The 18,069-nt window shown below is 40.4% G+C and carries 19 protein-coding genes; 4 read left to right on the forward strand and 15 right to left on the reverse strand.

The genetic code is table 11. The annotated features are described in order from the left end of the window. Positions 1-10: 10 nt before the first annotated feature. The 10 genes from spoIIIAG to MKY65_RS14295 all read right to left on the reverse strand — a co-directional run bounded on the left by spoIIIAG (position 11) and on the right by MKY65_RS14295 (position 7,057). Positions 11-649: a stage III sporulation protein AG gene (spoIIIAG, locus tag MKY65_RS14250; protein ID WP_339177880.1), complete on the reverse strand. Its 639-nt coding sequence runs from the start codon at positions 647-649 to the stop codon at positions 11-13. Then, positions 646-1,272 (reverse strand): stage III sporulation protein AF, encoded by a 627-nt coding sequence (gene spoIIIAF / locus MKY65_RS14255; RefSeq protein WP_226895092.1) that lies wholly within the window; start codon positions 1,270-1,272, stop codon positions 646-648. Before spoIIIAF ends, spoIIIAG begins: the two co-directional genes overlap by 4 nt. Before the next feature lie 6 nt (positions 1,273-1,278). Then, positions 1,279-2,487, reverse strand: coding sequence for a stage III sporulation protein AE (spoIIIAE, locus tag MKY65_RS14260; RefSeq protein WP_339177883.1), 1,209 nt, complete (start codon positions 2,485-2,487; stop codon positions 1,279-1,281). A gap of 40 nt (positions 2,488-2,527) precedes the next feature. Next, positions 2,528-2,920: a stage III sporulation protein AD gene (gene spoIIIAD / locus MKY65_RS14265; RefSeq protein ID WP_042534713.1), complete on the reverse strand. Its 393-nt coding sequence runs from the start codon at positions 2,918-2,920 to the stop codon at positions 2,528-2,530. A gap of 11 nt (positions 2,921-2,931) precedes the next feature. Continuing rightward, positions 2,932-3,132: a stage III sporulation protein AC gene (gene spoIIIAC / locus MKY65_RS14270; protein WP_042534715.1), complete on the reverse strand. Its 201-nt coding sequence runs from the start codon at positions 3,130-3,132 to the stop codon at positions 2,932-2,934. Between the two features lie 33 nt (positions 3,133-3,165). Next, positions 3,166-3,678 carry a stage III sporulation protein SpoIIIAB gene (gene spoIIIAB / locus MKY65_RS14275; protein WP_339177888.1) on the reverse strand — a complete coding sequence of 171 codons (513 nt, stop codon included), beginning with the start codon at positions 3,676-3,678 and terminating at the stop codon, positions 3,166-3,168. Next, entirely contained in the window at positions 3,647-4,600 is a 954-nt protein-coding gene (spoIIIAA, locus tag MKY65_RS14280) for a stage III sporulation protein AA (RefSeq protein ID WP_339177890.1), read from the reverse strand. The genes spoIIIAB and spoIIIAA overlap by 32 nt, the downstream gene beginning before the upstream one ends. 228 nt (positions 4,601-4,828) lie before the next feature. Next, the gene (gene efp, locus MKY65_RS14285; protein ID WP_339177892.1) at positions 4,829-5,386 is read right to left on the reverse strand and encodes an elongation factor P; all 558 of its coding nucleotides are present in this window, start codon (positions 5,384-5,386) and stop codon (positions 4,829-4,831) included. A 21-nt stretch (positions 5,387-5,407) separates the two neighbouring features. Then, a complete protein-coding gene (locus tag MKY65_RS14290; protein WP_339177894.1) occupies positions 5,408-6,469 on the reverse strand; it encodes a Xaa-Pro peptidase family protein in 1,062 nt (353 codons plus the stop codon). An 81-nt stretch (positions 6,470-6,550) separates the two neighbouring features. Next, a complete protein-coding gene (locus MKY65_RS14295) occupies positions 6,551-7,057 on the reverse strand; it encodes a YqhR family membrane protein (protein WP_193064741.1) in 507 nt (168 codons plus the stop codon). Between the two features lie 281 nt (positions 7,058-7,338). On the opposite strand from MKY65_RS14295, the gene MKY65_RS14300 reads away from it, so the two are divergent. After that, positions 7,339-7,722: an SA1362 family protein gene (locus tag MKY65_RS14300; protein ID WP_193064740.1), complete on the forward strand. Its 384-nt coding sequence runs from the start codon at positions 7,339-7,341 to the stop codon at positions 7,720-7,722. 575 nt (positions 7,723-8,297) lie between these two features. Here MKY65_RS14300 and MKY65_RS14305 read toward each other — a convergent pair. Further along, the gene (locus MKY65_RS14305; RefSeq protein WP_193063921.1) at positions 8,298-9,188 is read right to left on the reverse strand and encodes a patatin-like phospholipase family protein; all 891 of its coding nucleotides are present in this window, start codon (positions 9,186-9,188) and stop codon (positions 8,298-8,300) included. Between the two features lie 138 nt (positions 9,189-9,326). After that, entirely contained in the window at positions 9,327-9,746 is a 420-nt protein-coding gene (gene mntR, locus MKY65_RS14310) for a transcriptional regulator MntR (protein ID WP_193063922.1), read from the reverse strand. 300 nt (positions 9,747-10,046) lie between these two features. Between mntR and MKY65_RS14315 the strand changes: the two genes are divergently transcribed. Together MKY65_RS14315 and MKY65_RS14320 are read left to right on the forward strand one after the other, a co-directional pair. Continuing rightward, the gene (locus MKY65_RS14315) at positions 10,047-11,021 is read left to right on the forward strand and encodes an ABC transporter ATP-binding protein (RefSeq protein WP_339177904.1); all 975 of its coding nucleotides are present in this window, start codon (positions 10,047-10,049) and stop codon (positions 11,019-11,021) included. Beyond that, positions 11,008-11,781 carry an ABC transporter permease gene (locus MKY65_RS14320; RefSeq protein ID WP_339177906.1) on the forward strand — a complete coding sequence of 258 codons (774 nt, stop codon included), beginning with the start codon at positions 11,008-11,010 and terminating at the stop codon, positions 11,779-11,781. The genes MKY65_RS14315 and MKY65_RS14320 overlap by 14 nt, the downstream gene beginning before the upstream one ends. 42 nt (positions 11,782-11,823) lie before the next feature. Here the strand turns inward: MKY65_RS14320 and MKY65_RS14325 are convergent, their stop codons facing one another. After that, positions 11,824-14,388 (reverse strand): vitamin B12-dependent ribonucleotide reductase, encoded by a 2,565-nt coding sequence (locus tag MKY65_RS14325; RefSeq protein WP_339177907.1) that lies wholly within the window; start codon positions 14,386-14,388, stop codon positions 11,824-11,826. A 330-nt stretch (positions 14,389-14,718) separates the two neighbouring features. Between MKY65_RS14325 and MKY65_RS14330 the strand changes: the two genes are divergently transcribed. Next, on the forward strand, positions 14,719-15,093 hold the full coding sequence (locus MKY65_RS14330) for a rhodanese-like domain-containing protein (protein WP_042534741.1): 375 nt from the start codon (positions 14,719-14,721) through the stop codon (positions 15,091-15,093). A 92-nt stretch (positions 15,094-15,185) separates the two neighbouring features. Here the strand turns inward: MKY65_RS14330 and gcvPB are convergent, their stop codons facing one another. Both gcvPB and gcvPA read right to left on the reverse strand, forming a co-directional pair. After that, positions 15,186-16,646: an aminomethyl-transferring glycine dehydrogenase subunit GcvPB gene (gene gcvPB / locus MKY65_RS14335; protein WP_339177909.1), complete on the reverse strand. Its 1,461-nt coding sequence runs from the start codon at positions 16,644-16,646 to the stop codon at positions 15,186-15,188. Beyond that, positions 16,639-17,988: an aminomethyl-transferring glycine dehydrogenase subunit GcvPA gene (gcvPA, locus tag MKY65_RS14340; RefSeq protein WP_339177912.1), complete on the reverse strand. Its 1,350-nt coding sequence runs from the start codon at positions 17,986-17,988 to the stop codon at positions 16,639-16,641. Before gcvPA ends, gcvPB begins: the two co-directional genes overlap by 8 nt. Positions 17,989-18,069 lie beyond the last annotated feature (81 nt).

The raw sequence follows: 18,069 nt of genomic DNA on the forward strand, positions 1-18,069 counted from the left end.
TTCTACCTCCTTAATTTTTAGGCATCACTGAGATTTTATGTGAAGGGACATCTAATACTCTGGATACTGCTTCAATGACTTGACTTTTCATCGATTGACTTTCCATGCCTTGTGCTACAATGAATACGCCCCGTACTTCCGGCTGTTTGGTTTGTACCAATAATGGTGTTTCCTGATCGCCCTGGCGATAAAGCACGACCTGATGATCATCCGTCTGATCCTCAACCACTCTTGAACCTCCGTTTCGATCCGTTTCGTCTGTCGTCTGTTTGCCTGTTGTTCTATTTTTTTCATACACCTGTTCACTTGTTGCTTCTAAATTGATCATTACTTCTGTTTCCGAAACACCATCCATCTGATTCAGCATGCTGGATAATTGTTCGCCTAACTCATTCTCCAGGTCTTCTACTTCACCACCTGTCGATTCTGAAGCCGCTTCTTCCGAAATTTCCAGCTGTGAATCGTCATAAGGTACGGGCTGAACCTCCTCTTCCGGTTTTAATACATTACTGATAATCATAAATAAAATTCCCACCAGTCCTAAAATAACAATAAATCCTATTTTTTTAGACGGCTGCTTTTTTTCTTTCCCAGAAGCTTGCTCGCTATCCGTGGTCTGTTTTAAAAAGTGAGTCAGTTTATTTTTCAAAATCCCTCTCCTTCCCAATAGACCGTTATTTCTTTATCCTCAATTTCCCAAATTTCTTTTAAACTGGCCTCCATCTCTTGTAATGGCTCTTCCGAATGCGTTTCCTCCTCATTGCCCCATTCAATAACCACATCTTCAACCGTGTTCATCGCTCCTTCCCCTGGTTCTGATTCTGTTATATAAACAATGACCTCTGTCAGCTCCTCGTAGGATACGGAGTCCATTACAGAAAATTGGAAATCAATAGAGGCAATCTCTGCGTTAAATTCCTCTTTTAATGGTTCTGCCGCTATTTTTTCCAATTCAATAGCCATTTGTTCTAAAATATATGCATCTTGTCCACTTTCTATTTCTTTTTTTTCTAAATCTATTTGATTTTCTATCGAAGGCTGTCCTTGAAACTGGCTCTCTATTTTGTTCATCGAGCTTGATATAGCAGTATTTATATCCGTATTAAACAAATAAAAAACAGGCTGAAGAAGAATCAAAATCAAGATTAAGCTAATCGCCAGCCGCACATATTTTTGCAGATGATTTGCCGGCACAAGCAAATCGATTACGGAGGCCAATATGATAAATAAAATAATTTGTGTCACCCAGTCTGTAAATATTTCGATTCTCATCAACCCCTATCTTAGTAAGACGGTTAAATTACTTGCTGCGACAATGATGACGATTCCAAGAAAGAACATCAGGGAGACTGCCAGCAAACAGGCTAAGATAAATAAAATATACGTGCTCACTGTATTTAAGCATTGCACGATCGGACCTCCGCCAATCGGCTGTAATATTGCTGCCGCCAGCTTATAAATTATTGCAATGACTCCCACTTTTAAAGCCGGGAAAGCGACAATAAACAAAATAATAAACAGGCCAATCATGCCGACAGCATTTTTTAAAATGAGGGAGGCACTAAGGATGGTATCCGCAGCATCGGTGAATGTCCGTCCTAGTATCGGTATAAAATTTCCTGTTACAAATTTAGCTGTTTTCATTGCTACTCCGTCTTGGATTGCTGTCGCAGTCCCCTGAACAGAAATAACCCCAAGGAAAATAGTTAAAAAAATACCCAGACTGCCTACAGCAACGTTTCTAAAGAGATTGGCCAAATGCGTTACTTTAAAGTGACTATTTAAACTGCTGATAATAATCAGCATGGCGGAAAGGAATAACAAAGGTAAAACAAAGGCTGAAATAAACACACCGCTAAAGTGAATAAAAAATATAATAATCGGGTGAAAAAAAGAGACAGAAATTACATTTCCAAAGCTCGCCATCATCCCCAGTACCAGAGGCAGAAGCGCAATCATAAAGCTTTGCATGGTATCAATCGCATCTTTTGTATAGGAGGTCGCCAGGTAAAAGCTGTTCAATACGATAAACAACAGGACTAAAAAAACCACAAAATAAGCAACCTTGCTGACGGTTGTCTGTTCAAATGCAGATTGAATCGACTGAAGCACAACAGCAAATAAGGTCAGCATTAAAAGTGTCCCTAAAAGCTTTCCGTTGATAATCAGCTCATGGAGGAGGTAGCGCAAAAAATGCATCAGAATATCTTGAATGGAGAAGCTGTTTCCATTTTTAATCCATTCATAGATACTGATTTTTTGTAAGTCAGGTAAGTTATCTCCGTACTCTATAATCAGCTGATCCCAATAGGATTGAATTTCATCCAGTGAAATCTCATCTAATAAAGAATTTTGAAGGGTTTCCTCCTCCTCTTCGGTCATCGGAGCATCCTCAGCTTGGACAACTGTTGAATTTCCTTGGCTAATAACAAGAGCGATAAATAGCATACATAGTATTCGGAGTAAGTTGACAGGTCTTTTAGACAATCTGGATACTCCCTTTCCCGGCTTCATTTTCTTTCGCCAATCAAACATTAGGGATAAAACCGATAATCGCTTCGATTACCGCAGTAATAATGGGAACAGCAAGCAGTAAAATAAATATTTTTCCTGCTAATTCAATGTATTTGGATACAGAATTCAGACCGGCGTCCTTCGTCAGATGAGCCCCGATTTCAGCAATATAAGAAATACCGATAATTTTTAAAATCGTTGTTAAATAAAGTCCTTGCACATTCGCCTGGTCGCCCAGCTTCCGGATGGTTTCAAATATTAATTGGACTTGCTGAATGATGGAGAAAAAGATAACAATACCCGTGATAAGAATAATTAAAAAAGCAAGCGAAGGCTGTACCTCTTTTACCAGGATATATAATATGCTTGCGAGTACACCTAAAATCGTAATCTGGAGAATATCCATATCCAATCTCCTTAAAATAGAAATACAGATCTGATTTGCTGAAATAAATCTGAGAGCCCGTTCACCACGATGAGCAGAACAAGTATAAAGCCGATCAACGTAGCAAATTGGGCAATTTCTTCCTTGCCCATCTGTTTTAAAATCGTATGGATAAGCGCTACAATAATGCCTATACCAGCAATCTGAAATAGTATCAATGCATCCACAAACATGTACTTGCTCCTTCCCTGATGCCACTCATTTCATTACATAAACAATAGTGCCAGAAAGATACCGCACAGAAGTCCCAGCACGTTTGACAGCTTTCCATACGTTTGAAAACGTTCTGTGGCATTTTTCCACTGCTCTTCTAAATAGAGATTGGTTAATTTTATATGCTTTTTCTGCTGCTCAATATCATGCTGTCCCAGTGTTCTGCCAAACTGAAGCAATATCTCCAGCTCGCTTTTTTGCAGCGCAGATTGTCCGATTAATCTTTGCGCACATTCTTCCCATATCTCATCAAAATCTTTTTCTTTATTTTCCAGCTCCTCAGCCAGTTCCTGATAAAATAAAGCAGTCGGACCCTGCAATTTCTTACTGATTAGTTGAAATGCTTCTTGTAATGGGACCTGGCTGTATACCATTTCCGCCTCTAAAATCTGAAGAGACTGCAATAATAATTGAATATGCTTGGGCCGCTGTTTTAATGCTCTTCCCCATTCCCAGCCAAGTACTGTAGACATACTAATTAAAAGCAGCACGCCAATCCACTTCACCTTCACCACCTCTTTGCTTAAAACTGATCGGATTCCCGTCTTTGTCAAAGGCACAAGCTAGCTTTCCGATTCTTTTTCCCTGCCCTAACAGCAGGTAACGCTCAAAAATTAATTCCTGAACTATTTTTTGCATAATAGGGCGGCGGTATAAATCAGCCATATCTCCTGCATGCACTGTACAAATAACCTTCACACCTGCCTGGGATGCTTCGATAATCGCCTCCACATCCTTTTCTGTGCCAATCTCATCGACAATCAGAATATCAGGAGATAACGTACGAATCGCCATCATCATCCCTTCTGCTTTCGGACAGGCATCTAACACATCCGTTCTCATCCCTATATCATGCTGCGGAACACCGCGGATGGATGCTGCTATTTCGGAACGCTCATCCACGATGGTTACTTTTTTAGAGCGGCTCGTAGCAGATTGACTGGCTATTTGCCTGCAGATATCGCGTATTATCGTTGTTTTTCCAGATTGCGGTGCTCCAAGGATCATAGTGTGATGGTATATCCCATCATAGATGTAAGGCATCAGCATATCTGCACAGCCTTTTTTTTGCTTGGCAATACGAATATTAAAAAATGAAACAGGCTGAATCGCTTTTACTTTTTGATCCGCTGTTATAATACCTCCTGCAATGCCGACACGATGACCGCCTTCAATGGTTATAAACCCATTACGCAGCTCTTCTTCCAGCCGATACAGCGAATATTCACTCAGCTGATTCAGAATAAAAACAGCTTCTTTCTTATGTGGCAATGGCTCGTCCAGCCAGCAAACAGCTGAGTCGAAAATAAATTCTATTTTTTGATGAATACGCACTCGTATTTCTTGAAGCTGTGACCAGCGATGACCTATAAGACCGTCTATCCGGTCCTGAAAAGATGGCGGAAAAAGCCGTAAAATCTCATTCATCCTAAAACCCCGCTTTTTAAAAATACAAAATCAGCTTGTTTTACTTAGAGATATATGATTTTAAAATGAAATTATGCCCTGGGAGCTTTTTCTTTATTGAAAGGTTTGGGAGAGAGAGGAGTGATAACAAAGGAATTTCAAAAAATAGCTGAAGCCCGTCACTTATTTTTTTACATAAAAAAACAAGCAGTCTGCCGAAGTTTCAGCAAACTGCTTGTGTTTATTAAATTATGCTCTGGAAACATATTTCCCATCCGCAGTATTAATAACGAGAACGTCCCCTTCGTTAACAAAGAAAGGAACTTGTACAATATGGCCGGTTTCTAACGTAGCCGGTTTGGAACCTCCGCTCGCTGTGTCCCCTTTAATTCCGGGCTCTGTTTCTGTTACTGTAAGCTCTACGTTATTTGGAAGATCTACTCCGATGATTTCACCCTGATAGGTGACCACAGAAACCTCCATGTTTTCTTTAATAAATTTCAATTGATCTTTAATTTGACTCTCTGGAATTTCAATTTGCTCATACGACGATGTATCCATAAATGCATGCGCATCGCCAGAAGCATATAAATACTGCATTTTGTTATTTTCAATATGCGCCTTTTCTACCTTTTCGCCGCCGCGGAACGTTTTTTCTTGAATATTTCCATTACGTAAATTACGGAGTTTTGAACGTACAAATGCCGCTCCCTTTCCTGGTTTTACGTGCTGGAATTCAATAACCTGCCAAATATCATTGTCTACTTCAATGGTTAAACCTGTTTTAAAATCATTTACTGAAATCATATTTTTTCCTCCTGTACCCTTTTATAATTGGATTAATTCTTTGGGAGCAAAGGTCAATCGCTCATTGCCGTCTTTTGTAATAACGATATCGTCCTCAATGCGGCAGCCGCCTACCCCCGGAACATAAATCCCCGGCTCTACTGTTACGACCATGCCTGGTTCTAATATTGCTTCAGAACGAGTCGACAACCCAGGACTCTCATGAACTTCCATTCCCACTGCATGACCTGTCGAATGACCGAAACGCTCGCCATATCCTTTTTCCGTAATGTAATCTCTGGTCAAAGCATCTGCCTCTTTCCCGCTCATGCCAGCTTTCGTCCCTTTAACTCCGCGAAGATTCGCCTCTAATACTATATCATAAATTTCACGCAGCGCAGCAGAAATTTCTCCAACAGCTACCGTTCTTGTGATATCAGAGCAATACCCTTCATATAATGCACCAAAATCCAGGGTCACCAGTTCGCCCTCTTCTATTTTTTTATCAGATGCCACCCCATGCGGCAGAGCAGAACGTAAGCCGGACGCTACAATGGTATCAAAGCTGGAAGAAGTCGCTCCCTGTCTGCGCATAAAGAATTCTAATTCATTCGAGATATCGATTTCCTTCACCCCAGGCTCGATAAATGATTGAATATGCGCAAATGCGTCATCTGCAATTTTCGCAGCTTTTTTCATAATTTCCAGCTCATCAGGGGTTTTAATCATCCGTAATGCTTCAACGATTCCTTCTACAGGAATCAACTCTTGAGAAAATTGATTTTGATATGTTTCAAATTGGCTGTAAGTCGTATAATTTTTCTCAAAAGCCAGCCTCTTTACACCAAGCTTGTCGATTTGGTTCGCAATTTCCTGAATCATTCCTTGTTTATGCTCTATAATTTCAAATGCTGCCGCTTGTTCAGCAGCCTGCTCTGTATAACGAAAATCTGTAATAAATAGAGCCTTATCTGATGTAATCAATGCTGTTCCAGCTGTGCCAGTAAAATTAGTCAGGTAACGTCTGTTATACGGACTGTCAATAATTATGGCGTCTGCTTTGTTTTCTTCCAGTTTTTCACGTAAGCGGTCCAATTTCGTCAAAAGGTTTCATCCTCTCCAAAATCTCAAGTATCATAAGTATTTTATCATATATAGATGCGTTTGAATAATCACAGGAAAATCCTAGCTTTTCTTTATGATGTCTTCGGTTTGCTGCGAATCCATATAATCATAGGAGATGGAATAGCCGATAAATGTGCCATATAAAATAAATAAGCAGATGGTTGTTATCCAGGTGTTCAAATTCCATTCCGTCACAGCAGGAATATCGTTAAATATGGGACGGAATAAAAGGAATATAAGAGCCCATAAGATAAAGCCGTAGATAATTCCCACCCACATATACTTTATTTTTCTGAAAATCATATAATATAGAAACGCGGTGAGCAGAGAAACTACCCCAGCCAGAATCGTTGTAAAGAAGATACCGAGCCACGTATCTGTCCATCCTTCTGATACCCAGGAAGTCAGCAGATAAAACTTTGGTGCGACCTCCAAAAAATTAAAGTAATACATTACACTTGCAAGTAAACTGAATACAACCCCGCCGACAAATCCTGTGTACATCGATTTTTTTAATACAGATTCCTCATTATCATTTATTTGTTGTTTTTTTGATAAGCGCCTCATTAATAAACACCTCCACTCTCTAGTATGACCAAATCATGAAACTCGTATGAAGAAATAATCTTTCTGTTAATCTGCGGGAATATTTTTTATGAAAGAGGGAATAATTAATTAACAAGCAAACAGTTTCCACAGGATACCGTGATTTCTGTCCAGCCTTCGAGTGTCTCGGGTAATCTCCATCCGATATATTGGCGGATTGGCAGAAGCTCCTTCACAGGCATCCTGTAGCATGATATGGTAAAATAGAAGTATAAATAATGTGTGAGAAAGGAGGATTTCAATTGAGAAATAAAGCAGTATCTATTTTTGTTTATTTGATTATTGCTTTTGCAGCTTTCGGTTTATTTACACAGCTATTTGGAAATACCGTTGCATTTCTTTCAAGACTATTGATTTCTATCGGGATAGGGGCAGCTATTTTTGGATTGGTTTATTTCTTTCTCATACGCAATAGACAGCCTTCCGGACGACAGCGCGACAGCATGAAAAAATATAAGCAGGCTGTAAAACAATCTAAATCCAAGTACGGTCATAAACAGGCTGTGAAATCAGCTGGTTCCAGCCATCAGAAAGCAAATCAAAAGAAAAGAAATCCTAAAAGAGCAAGTCATTTGCGTGTCATCGAAGGAAATAAAGCAAAGAAAAAGAACCGTGTTTCTTCTTAGAAATAAATTATTACAGGGCAGACCTTTGCAGGAGCTTAGATTTTAAGCTCCTTTTTTATATTCTCTCATTTCCCATTTAAGTGGAATTATGTTTTATTTGCTTTTTTACAAGGAAATAATGCAAATTCTAGCGACGGTTTTGATGGGACGAGTAATTGCAATGGTTTTCGGTGGGGCGAGTAACCGCAGTCCCAGTCCCAGTGAGAAGACCCCGCAGGAAAAAGTGTTCTTCTTTTTTTCTGCCCGCGGGGCATAAGTGCGACTTTAGCTCTGTCTGCGCCTGTCGGCTCGCCAATCGCTAAGTCTTCTTTTCACCCTCGGGGTATAAGTGCGACTTTAGCTCTGTCTGCGCCTGTCGGCTTGCCAATCGCTAAGTCTTCTTTAAAGGAGATGAGCTCGGGGCCCACGGAAAGCGTAGTGTATTTCCGGGGCCTAAGATTACTCACCCCATGAAACCCGTTGGAGCGGCTATATTCAGCATTTTTTATATAATTTTTTATTCTTCAAATAAAGCGCGTTCGAATATTATCCCATTCGAACGCGCTTTATCCATTACGTACCTCTGAAAAAAATAATTAACCGCTCCACGTACGCAAAAATTTTTCACTGGATTCTTTTCCAATCCGCCGCAGTTTCTCTCTGCTCTCTTCTGTTATATTAAAATTCATGGAATTCTGTTCAGGAGTGGGGACAAAAATAATATGATCCGCCTGGTGTTTTGAAATATATCGATTATCATGTGCCTGCTTCATCGTTACGAAAAGAGAAGGGAACATATTGAGCGCATTTCGAATCTCGCGCGGCTCTACAGATGTGGAAGGTTCTGTTAATTTTACACCGATAACAGGTCGAACCTGCTTCTCTTCTGCTTCTGAAAAAATCCACAACGGAAAATTACTAAGTAGTCCGCCGTCCACGATAATGCTTTTTTGCTTATTTTTACCCTGTATGGATTTCGGCATAAAAAAATAAGGAAACCCGGCGCTCATCCGAATAGCGGCGGCTACCGAAAACGTATCTGGATGAATGCCATAAACTCTTTCTAAATCATCCGGGATAACAACAAGTTTACCAAGCGATAAATCACTGACAACTACCTTTAGCACACCTGGCTTTAAATCGCCAAACCGATATATATTCCGCTTGGATAATGCGTCTCCCAGCCATGCTTCCAGCTTCTCCCCTTTATATAATCCTAATTGAAAATACAGAAATAACCACTTTGTAGCCGGCAATACTTTGGATAACAGCGGCGGATCAGCTAAATCCTGAACATCCAAAGTTTTCATTAATTCTTTAATATCCTTATAATGATAACCAGCTGCCAGAAACCCGGCTATAATAGCACCTGCAGAAGTTCCAGCTGCACGCTCTACCTGCAAATTTTTCTCCTCCCAGGCTTCCAATACGCCGACGTACGCAAACCCCTTCACTCCCCCGCCAGAAAATACAGCATCAATTTTCATGACATCGCTCCATCCCTTATAGGTGCTTATTGATTTATACGTCTATCGGCTTGTTTATTATGCTTTTTCGCACCAGAAGATGAAGAAATGACAAGTTAAACCGCATCAAAAAAACCAGTCATTCCTGAGAATAACCGGTTAGGTTTTATTAACTTCATTTATTTTTTGCAGATCTTTTCTCCGCCGTTCATCTTCTTTAAAATAAGCAACCACATCTGCTATTCTGTCGATCGAATTCCAGCTGAGATGATGCTCTATACCTTCTACATCATTATATATATGTTCTTCGTCCACTCCGATTAACTCCAGAAAATTTTCTAACAGCTCATGTCTGAAGACAAGCCGTTCACCGATTTTCTTGCCCTTCGATGTCAGTACAAAACCGCGGTATTTTTCATAATCTAAATAATTGTCCTTGTCCAATTTCTGGACCATCTTTGTCACAGAGGACGGGTGCACTTCTAATGCTTCTGCAATCGATGAAACTCTTGCGTAACCCTTTGCTTCAATTAAATTATAAATAATTTCAATATAGTCTTCCATACTTGGTGTAGGCATAAAAAAGCTCCTTTCTATGTTTTGCCACAGAGAAACGTGAACACCTTCAATAAGAACGTTAATTTTTTTTATCAAAGGAAACTTTTTTTCTAATTTAATAATAGCTGATTTCCTCATAAAACTCAAGTTATTATCCTTTATTTGTATATTTTCATATGCATTTATCACTTCCAGTAAACAAAATAAAATTGAAATATATCCTGTGTTTATACGTCTGAAGACGGAGGTTATTTCCTTCGATGGGTTGTTGTTCGAATTTTTGCCGATTGCTACAATTATTTCAGAAAGAGGAGGGATAACGTGGAAAAGATAATTGAGATCAGCCAGTTAAATAAAAGCTACCGGAAAAGAAAATCAAAGGAAATTGTTCAAGCAGTCAAAGATGTTGATTTTAATGTTTATAAAGGAGAGATTCTTGGCCTGCTTGGTCCGAACGGAGCCGGAAAAACAACTACGATTAAGTTAATATGCGGTTTGTTATACCCGGACAGCGGCGAAATAAAGATAAAAGGAGTACCCAATACAGCGAAACGCTTAGAATCGTTACATCATATCAGCGCCGTGCTGGAGGGCAATCGTAATTTATATTGGCGGCTTACGGTGAGAGAGAACTTGGAGTATTTTGCCGGAAACAGAGGAAGGTCAAGAAAGGAAGTCAAAGAAGAGATCGATGAGCTGCTGCAAATGTTCCGTTTGAAGGAAAAAGAGAATGAGCTGGTAAACCGGCTTTCCCGAGGGATGCAGCAAAAATTAGCAATAGCTGTAGCGATGCTTGCCAATACGGAAGTCATGCTCTTAGATGAACCGACGCTTGGTTTAGATGTGCAAACCGGATTGGAGGTTAGAGAAATCTTGAAATCCATTGTTCAAAATTATCAGCGTACCATTATCATCAGCTCTCATGACATGGAAGTCATTCAGGATATTTGTGACCGCACCGTCATTATTAATCAAGGAACTGTCGTTATCGATCAGCGGGTCGATGAATTGATTAAACTATTTGAAGTGCGTTCTTACAGGCTGACCTTAAGTGAAGCTTTGTCACCAGACCAGCGAAAAGCGATTTCCTCCCGTTTTCCAACAAACGATTATGTAGAAGATGAACGCTTCAGCTATCTTACTGTACAGCTTGAGAAAAGCGAGGATATTTATCAGATTTTTCAGGTATTACAATTGAATCGCACTCCAATTGACTCGATTGACCGGAAATCGGTTCGATTTGATGAAGTATTTTTAAAAATTATTGAAGGAGACTATCACCATGCCATGGATTAACCTATTTAGAGCAAATCTGCGAAAGGAATATCTGGAACTGAAACGCTATTTACCGAATACCCTTGCACTTGTTTTAACCTTTTACTTTATCTTTTTAGGTTTATTTGGAGTAATACATTTTTTTGGGGATCCATCAACACAGGATGCAAATATTCAATTTGTGATTGTTAACTACATCTTCTGGTTCTTAGCACTTAGCGTTATTCAAATGTTTGGTTTTGAAATTGTGAATGAAGCCATTCGCGGAACGCTTGAACAATTATCGATGTCACCAATGGGCATCTGGCGCATTTTAAGCACAAGACTTGTAGCCAGTACGATTATTTACGGAATCATTATATCTGTTTTATTGGTTATTACCATGCTGACAGCAGGACAATGGCTTAATATTGATATTGTATCTATTTTCCCTGTCTTTGTATTAACTGTTTTCGGAATGTATGGCGTGGGTTTAATAGTCGGCGGGCTGGCCATTGTTTATAAACAAATTCAAGCCTTTTTGCAGATATTGCAATTTTTATTGGCCGGGCTGACCTTTATTCCGCTTGCTGCATCTCCCTTGATGTATTTCCTGCCATTTGTTATTGGCGTTGATTTAGTCAGAGGTATCATGATTGACGGACAGACATTGATGGATATCGGCTGGCTGCCACTGTTAATTTTATTTATAAATGCTTTCGTCTATTTTATTGCCGGTCTGTTATTTTTTAAATATTGTGAACGTATGGCGATGAAAAAGGGATTGCTGGGGCAATATTAACATATTTAAAAGAGAACGGCTCAAAACCGTTCTCTTTATTGTTTACAAACCACATTTCAATTGAGCTCCACAGCTGGTACACGTATTACATCCGCCGATGTCTTCTACACTGCCTTCTCGGCAGACTGGACAGGTATCTCCTACCTCAGACCCGATTGTTACATTTGTTTTATCTAATTCCTGAATGGTGTCCATAAGAACAATTTTTTTATCTTCTTCCTCATCCGGGAATAATTCTGTCTGCTCCCCTACTTGGTTATCCTCTGCTTTTAAGGTCAAGACTTGGGAATCTCTGCTTCCATCCACATAGACAGTACCGCCTTTGGCACCGCCATTATACAAGCGGCGGTATACACTTTCTACCTGATCAACAGTATACCCCTTTGGTGCATTTACTGTTTTGGAAATAGAGCTGTCTACCCAGCGCTGAATCACACATTGTGTATCAGCATGCGCTTCCGGACTTAAGTCCATTGCGGTTACAAACCATTCCGGCAGCTCTTTATCCGCTGCTTCTGGATGCTCTTTTAAATATTCCTCCACAATATCTGCTTTTACTTCAATAAATTTACCTAATCGGCCGCTTCTGTAGTAAGAAAAGGAGAAGTATGGTTCAAGTCCCGTACTTACTCCAACCATCGTACCCGTACTTCCGGTTGGAGCAACAGTCAGCAGATGCGAGTTGCGGATACCATACTCTAATACACCTTCCCGAATGTCTGCAGGCATTTTTTGCATATACCCTGTTTGGATAAAACGTTCACGGAGCGTTTTTGTTTCTTCCTCTGTTTCACCCACCAGGAAAGGGAAGCTTCCTTTTTCTTTCGCCAACTCGATTGAAGTGCGGTAAGCAGTAGTTGCCATGATTTCAAACACTTGGTCAATCAGCTTATTTCCTTCTTCTGAGCCATAAGCTGTTTCACAATAAATCAATAAATCATGCAGTCCCATCACGCCTAAGCCGACACGTCTTTCTCCTAAAGCCTGTTTTCTATTTTCTTCTAAGAAATATGGTGTTGCGTCAATTACATTATCCTGCATCCGCACTCCAGTTTCTACAGTATCTTTTAATTTTTCTACATTTATCTTTTTGGTGCCTTTATCTGCCATTTCAGCAAGGTTGACGGCAGCCAAATTACAAACAGAAAACGGAGCAAGCGGCTGCTCGCCGCAAGGGTTTGTCGCAACAACCTGCTGACCGTATGCTTTTGCATTTGTCATTTCATTAGCATTATCTATAAAGAAAATGCCCGGTTCTGCGGAATATGTTGCACAAATATTAATCAAGTTCCACAGTTCCTTTGCTTTCACTTTCCGGTAAACCCGAACACCATAGCCCATTTCTTCCCATTTACGGACATCGCCCACCTCATACCATTGTTCATTATAGGCTTTCATTTCTTCCGGTGTATAATTTTCTACATCTGGAAAGCGCAGCTCATAATAATCGTCTTTTTCCACGGCTTCCATAAATTCCTTTGTAATACAGACAGAAATATTTGCTCCTGCCAGGAAATCCGGGTTATGGACGGAATACGTTCCTCCATCGCGCAATAACTCCGCCGCCTGCTTCATGGCAGCATCTGTGAAGCCGCCTTGGCCGGGGATGGCTTTATAATTGACGATTCCCTGATACAAATCAAATTCTGTTTCTGTCAGCGGGGTAAATTTTAACTTCTCATTTGCCAGCTGCTTCATTTGCTCGTCTTCTGTATTTTCTATTAAATAACGTAAAATACGCGGATTCTGCATTTTAGAAATAATAAATTCTACAATATCCGGGTGCGAATCGACAAGCATAATCATTTGTGCTCCGCGTCTGGAACCGCCCTGTTCAACCAGATTCGTCAATTTGGCGATATCATCCAGCCAGGAGACACTTCCTGAAGATTTTCCGTTGACTCCTCTGGCCAGTGTATTTCGCGGTCTTAATGTGGAACCGTTCGTGCCGACACCGCCGCCGCGTGACATAATTTCCATTACCTGTTTACGATGATCGGAAATGCCTTCGCGTGAATCTTTTACAAAAGGCATCACATAACAGTTAAAATAGGTTACATCGGTTTCAGCGCCTGCTCCATATAGCACACGTCCCGCCGGAATAAAATTCATAGAAGCCAATTGATTATAAAAAGCATCAAATGATCTGGCTTTTCTTTCTTCAGTTTCTTCCACTTCGGAAAGGCCGCTCGCATTTCTTTTGGCAATTTGTTCATAATAAATTTCCAACGGCTTTTCGATAACATCGAGTGAACGCGTAATCATCCCGCTTTCCCGTTCTTCTTCCTTATCTAAAACTCCGACATAATCGGATTCGACAGCTACTTCCGCCTTGTTTTCTTCCCAATTAATATCTATAATAAATCCTAGACCCCGAGCGGGAAATTTAGGGTCTGCTTTTACGGTCAAAACAACAAAATCACCTTTTTTTAATGTTTTTTTCTCTGTATCTTTATATGCATACCGGTCCAGCATGACCAATCTCGACACGCCTTGATGGGTGATATGCATTTCTTTTGTGATTGGGTGCACTGCTTCAAATTTTTTTATATCTTCATTAAGCGCCTCGATATTAACCTGCCTTAATGACTCGAAATGGATAGTCAATGTTATCGCTCCTTGTCTTGCAATTGATTACTTATTAGTTTATCATAACTCTTCTTCATAAAACAATATATAGTGTCTAATTCATTATTCCGACACAATATATAGTTAATTATCAGAAAAAGCAAGTAACTTTCATGCAATCTCTGGTTACTTTTTTTATTCCCTTAAAGCGGATTTGAAACACCTCTTTTACCAAAAATAATAATCCGGAACTGGAAAGAGGATATTTTTTTAAGATGAATATCCGCCTGCAAAATAAAAACTTTGAAAAATAAAAACGCTGCCCATATAATAAGAGTGTAGAATATAAAGATAGACGGGGGAAACAAAATGACATTTTTACTCATTGCTTTAGTTGTTCTGCTTGCGATTACTATTTTTCGCTACTATAGACAACGCACTTATTTAAATGTACTGACAGAAGATCAATTTGTAGAAGGCTACCGCAAAGCACAATTGATCGATGTACGTGAGCCGCAGGAATTTGATAAAGGTCATATTCTCGGAGCGCGTAATATCCCGGTAACGCAAATGAAACAAAGACTTGTGGAATTGAGAAAGGACAAGCCGGTCTACCTGTATTGTCAAAACAGCAGCCGTTCCGCAAGAGCTGCGCAGCTCCTGCATAAAAAAGGATTTGAAGAAATTTATCAGCTTAAAGGCGGATTTAAAAAATGGACTGGAAAGATTAAAATGAAAAAATAAAGCCTTTGTTTTCCATTTTGTGAAAGCTGTTAATTGGGCTAAAAATAAAAGCTGATTCAGAGCATAACCTCTAAATCAGCTTTTATGATGGTTTACGATTCTTCGTACCGCAGGATTGGTTTACGTGCAGCGGTTGCTTCATCCATCCGCTTCACAATTGTATGATGCGGTGCTTCCTGTACAGTTTCCGGGTCTTCTTCTGCTTCTTTTGCTATACGGGTCATGATATCAATAAAGGAATCGAGCGTTTCTTTCGATTCTGTTTCTGTAGGCTCAATCATCATGCCTTCTTCCACATTCAACGGAAAATAAATGGTAGGCGGATGAATATCAAAATCCAGCAGCCTTTTCGCCATATCTAATGTGCGAACGCCAAGTTTTTTCTGAATGCTACCCGACAGTACAAATTCATGCTTACAATGCTGCGGATAAGGCAGTTGAAATACTTTTTCTAACTGACGCATCATGTAATTCGCATTGAGTACGGCATATTCGCTGACCTTTTTCAGGCCCTCTGCTCCCATCGTACGAATATACGTATACGCACGCAGGTTAATACCAAAATTCCCATAGAACGGTTTTATCCGGCCGATAGACTGCGGTCTGTCATAATCAAAGCGAAACGAGTCCTTTTCCTTAATAATTAATGGTTTTGGCAAATATGCTGCCAGCTCTTCGCTGACTCCTACCGGTCCTGAGCCCGGACCGCCGCCGCCATGCGGACCTGTGAACGTTTTATGAAGATTTAAATGTACTGCATCAAATCCCATATCTCCCGGTCTGACATAACCCATAATCGCATTTAAATTAGCGCCGTCATAGTAAAGCTTACCGCCGGCACCATGTATTATTTCTGCCATTTCTAAAATATCTTTTTCAAATAATCCTAACGTGTTCGGGTTGGTAAGCATTAAGGCTGCTGTATCTTCCCCGACAACCCGCCGCAAATCATCCAGATCCACCAGTCCTTCTTCATTTGAATTCACGGTAACTGCTTCAAACCCGGCTACTGCTGCAGACGCCGGATTGGTTCCATGGGCAGAATCCGGTACAATGACTTTTGTACGGTGATAATCCCCATTGGCCTCATGAAAAGCACGAATCATCATTAATGCAGTCCACTCTCCCTGCGCACCGGCAGCTGACTGTAATGAAACCTCATGCATGCCAGTAATTTCTTTTAATGAATCCTGTAAATCATAGAGCATCTCCAGAGCACCCTGCACCGTGTTTGGATCCTGATAGGGATGAATATGACTGAAGCCTTCCAGACGCGCAATGTCTTCATTAATTTTCGGATTATACTTCATCGTGCAGGAACCAAGCGGATAGAACCCGGAATCCACTCCATAATTACGGGATGCCAGCCCCGTATAGTGACGAATAATATCCAGTTCACTTACTTCCGGCAGCTTAGGAGGTTCTTTGCGAATATAAACGTCCTCTAATTCTTCTTCTAAATCAAAGGCATCTATTTCCAATTCCGGTAAGCTGTAGCTCGTTCTCCCTACTTTACTGCGTTCAAATAATAATGGAAAATTTTTATCAGCCATGCATATCCCCCAATTCTTTTGCAAGTTGGTCTATCTCTTGTTTTGTACGAATTTCTGTCACAGCCACAAGCATCTGACCATGATAGGAAGGGTCGATTTTTCCTAAATCAAAACCGCCAAGAATTCCTTTTTCAAGCAAAGCAGCATTTACTTTAGTAATGTCCTGGTTTAACTGAATGACAAATTCATTGAAGAACGGGCCATCATAAACTATCGAAATACCTTCTTCTTTCAATTTCTTCTTTGCATAACGGGCTTTTTGCATATTCATTTCGGACATTTTCCGTATCCCATGCTTGCCGATAGAGCTCATCGCAACAGAGCTGGCTAATGCATTCAGCGCCTGATTGGAGCATATATTGGAAGTTGCCTTGTCACGCCGAATATGCTGTTCCCGTGCCTGCAGCGTCAGCACATAGCCTCTGACTCCATTTTCATCCTTTGTCTGACCGACCAGACGTCCCGGAACCTTGCGCATTAATTTTTTACTTGTTGCAAAATATCCGCAATGCGGCCCGCCAAATTGGGCTGGAATACCGAATACCTGCGTGTCGCCGGTTACAATGTCCGCACCAAATTCTCCCGGCGGAGTCAGATAGCCGAGGGCGAGCGGATTGCTGGACACAATCAGCATGGTCTTCTTTTGATTTTCTAACAGCTTTTGGATTGCTTCCATTGGCTCTATCTGTCCGAAAAAGTTCGGATATTGGACGACAACTCCGGCAATATCCTCATTCAAGAGTTCCTCCAAATGGACGAGATCTGTTTTTCCATTTTTTAATGGAATCGGAATTATTTCAACTTCCTGTCCTTTTGCGTACGTATGAATAACCTGCTGATATTCAGGGTGGACGGCGTCCGATACCAGCACTTTCTTTCGTTTAGTCTGGGCGGCACTTAAATTTACTGCTTCTGCTAAAGCCGTACCTCCGTCATACATAGAAGAATTCGCGATTGGTAAAGCTGTCAGTTCAGAAATCATTGTCTGAAATTCAAAAATTGCCTGCAACTCTCCCTGGGAAATTTCCGGCTGATAAGGCGTATATGCTGTATAAAATTCAGGTTTTGAAATGGCATGATCCACAATGGAAGGTGTGTAATGATCATATACACCTGCCCCAAGAAAGGATACAACATCTTTCGTAGATGTGTTTTTATTCGCCATTGCTGTTAATTCCTTCGTCAATGCATATTCATTCTTTGGTTCTTTTAACTCTAATTCCTTCTGGAGACGAACATTGCCTGAAATATCTGCAAACAGCTCCTCCGTATCCTTTATCCCTATGGCATCCATCATTTCTTGTTTATCTTCCCTGGTCATCGGTAAATAACGAAACTCCATCTTTTCTCCCCCTTATTTTACTGCGCTGATAAAGTGAAACTTTTTTCCCCGAACTCTTTTTCCTGTGAAAATGTACGATGA

The sequence above is a fragment of the Oceanobacillus sp. FSL W7-1293 genome, from assembly GCF_037969815.1.
In the GTDB taxonomy this organism is placed as follows: domain Bacteria; phylum Bacillota; class Bacilli; order Bacillales; family Amphibacillaceae; genus Oceanobacillus; species Oceanobacillus oncorhynchi.